Origin of the sequence: Mesorhizobium sp. M7A.F.Ca.US.007.01.2.1 (genome assembly GCF_003998165.1) — a bacterium.
Lineage (GTDB): Bacteria > Pseudomonadota > Alphaproteobacteria > Rhizobiales > Rhizobiaceae > Mesorhizobium > Mesorhizobium ciceri.
Window position 1 is genome coordinate 1 of sequence record NZ_RZQP01000410.1, and the last position, 2,673, is coordinate 2,673.

The 2,673-nt window shown below is 67.2% G+C and carries 1 protein-coding gene and 1 pseudogene; both read left to right on the forward strand.

Annotated elements, in window-relative coordinates; genetic code table 11:
• The coding region (locus EN949_RS34425) for a cobaltochelatase subunit CobN (protein WP_206535001.1) at positions 1–1,830 on the forward strand (1,830 nt) is incomplete at its 5' end.
• Positions 1,827–2,673, forward strand: a pseudogene (gene cobG / locus EN949_RS34430) (precorrin-3B synthase); the annotation flags it as partial. The gene EN949_RS34425 and the pseudogene cobG, both read left to right, overlap by 4 nt.

A 2,673-nucleotide genomic window follows, 5' to 3' on the forward strand; every position in this document is an offset into this window, starting at 1 on the left:
ACGCTGCCCCCGCGCCATGCGCTGATCGCCTTCGGCCTCTGGCTGCGCAAGTCGCTCGGCGTCCACGCGCTGGTCCATGTCGGCGCCCATGGCACGCTTGAATGGCTGCCGGGCAAAACCGTTGCTCTGTCGGAAAACTGCTTTCCGGAGATCGTCACCGGCCCCCTGCCCGTCATCTATCCCTTCATCGTCTCCAACCCGGGCGAAGCGGCGCAGGCCAAGCGGCGCATTGCCGCCGTCACCCTTGGCCATTTGCCGCCACCGCTGACCGGCGCCGGGCTGGACGAAAACCAGCACAAGCTCGAGCGGCTGGTCGATGAATATGCCCAGGCCGACGGGCTCGACCGTCGCCGCCGTGACCGACTGGCGAAACTGATCGTCGACACCGCGCAAAAAACCGGTCTGGCCACCGAAGCCGGCGTCGCCACGACCGACGCGCCGGACGAGGCGCTGCGCCGCATCGACGCCTGGCTTTGCGATCTCAAGGATTTCGCCATCAAGGACGGGCTGCATATCTATGGCCGCGCTCCGGAGGATGAGCCGGACGCCATGCGCCGGCAAAGTGCTGAAGCCGAGAAGACGGCGCTGCTCGCCGCGCTCGATGGCCGCCACGTCAAGGCTGGGCCGGCCGGCGCGCCTACGCGCGGCCGCTCGGACGTCTTGCCTACCGGCCGCAATTTGTTCACCTCGGACCCGCGCACCATGCCGACGCCGACCGCCTATGATCTGGGCAGGGCAGCGGCGGAGGAAGTCGTGCGCGGCTACATGCAGTCGCATGGCGACTGGCCACGCTCGCTGGTCATCGATCTCTGGGGCTCGGCATCGCTGCGCACCGGCGGCGAGGAGATCGCTCAAGGCCTGGCGCTGATGGGCTGCCGGCCGCAATGGGATTCGGCGACCGGCCGCATCACCGGCATCGAAGTGCTGCCGCCGGCCATGCTGGGCCGTCCGCGCGTCGATGTCACCTGGCGCATATCCGGCCTGTTCCGCGACATGTTCCCGACCCAAATCGCGCTGATCGATGCCGCAGCCAACGCGGTTGCCGCGCGCGACGAGGAGGATTCGGAAAACCCGCTCGCGGCCAAGACCCGCGCCGACGGCAAGATCAGCCCGCGCATTTTCGGCACCTCGCCGGGCACATACGGCGCCGGCGTCGAGGATATCTTGTCCTCCGGCAACTGGAGCGCGCGCGACGAAATCGGCCGCGCCTATCTCGACGCTACATCGCACGCCTATGGCGGCGCCGGGGGCGAAGGCATCTTCGCACCCGGCGCCTTCGAGGGCCGCATCGCCGAAGCCGATCTTCTCGTCCACACCGGCGACGACCCCGGCCGCGACATCCTCGAGGGCTCCGCCGATGTCGCCTTCATCGGCGGCTTTTCCGCAGCAGTTGCGGCGCTCGGCAGGAATGCCGACGTCATCGTGCTCGACACCACGGACCCGCAAAAGCCGAAGCCACGCTCGATCAGTGAGGCCGTAGCGCGCGTCGTGCGTGCCCGCGCCGTCAATCCACGCTTCATATCAGGCCAGATGCGCCACGGCCCGCGCGGCGCCTCGGAATTCGCCGAAACCGTCGACCGGCTGATTGGCTTCGCCGAAACCACGCACGCCATTCCGGGAACGCTGATCGAGGCGGTTCATGATGCCTATCTAGGCGATCCCATGGTCCGCGCCTTCATCCTGCGCGAAAACCCAGCCGCCGCAAAAATCATCGCCGAGCGCTTCCTGTCGGCGCGCCGGCGCGGCCTGTGGCATCCCCTGCGCAATTCCATCGACGACGATCTCGCAGCCCTGATCGCCGAGGCAGAAGCGCTTGGGGTGGCGGCATGAACGCCTTCTCGCGCCGCGGCGCCTGTCCGGCTTTGTCGGCGCCGATGCAAACCGGCGACGGCCTGCTGGTGCGGCTCAACCCGGTCGCTGGGGGGATGTCGCCAGAGTCGTTGATCGGACTAGCCGAATCCGCTTTGCGGCACGGCAATGGCATCATGGAAGTCACCGCGCGCGGCAGCCTGCAGATACGCGGCCTGACGGCGCAAAGTGCTGCGCTGCTGGCGGCGGAGGTCGATGCGCTTGATATCGCGGTTCGCACCGGCGTGCCGGTCGAGACCGGGCCGCTGGCCGGCATTGATCCGCAAGAGATTGCCGATCCCCGGCCGCTGGCTGAACGTATCAGGGCTGCGATCGAAGAAGCTGGGCTCGTACAACGCCTAGGGCCGAAGGTGTCGGTCGTTGTGGACGGCTGCGGGCAACTCACCATGGATGCGGTCACGGCCGACGTGCGGCTTGCTGCGACGCGCACCGATGCGGGAGTTCGGTGGCGGGTGTCTGTCGCGGGTGACGGGCAGAATGCGAGGCCGCTGGCGTTTGCCGATCAAGGTGCGGCGCGCGATATTGCCGTTGCAGCTCTAAGGATGGTTGCAGAGAAAGGCCGCGAGGCTCACGCAAGGGATTTATCGGAGAGGCAATTAGTGTCTCTGGCGGGTTGGCTATGCTTGACGAGTTTGCGCGAGGCGCCCCCCTCTGTCCTGCCGGACATCTCCCCCTCAGGGGGGGAGATTGGCAGCTTCGACGCTCCGCTCACTCCTGTGACGGTGGAAATTGGCGAAAGCCGGGACAACAGCCAATCTCCCCCCTTGAGGGGGAGATGTCCGGCAGGACAGAGGGGGGTGATTG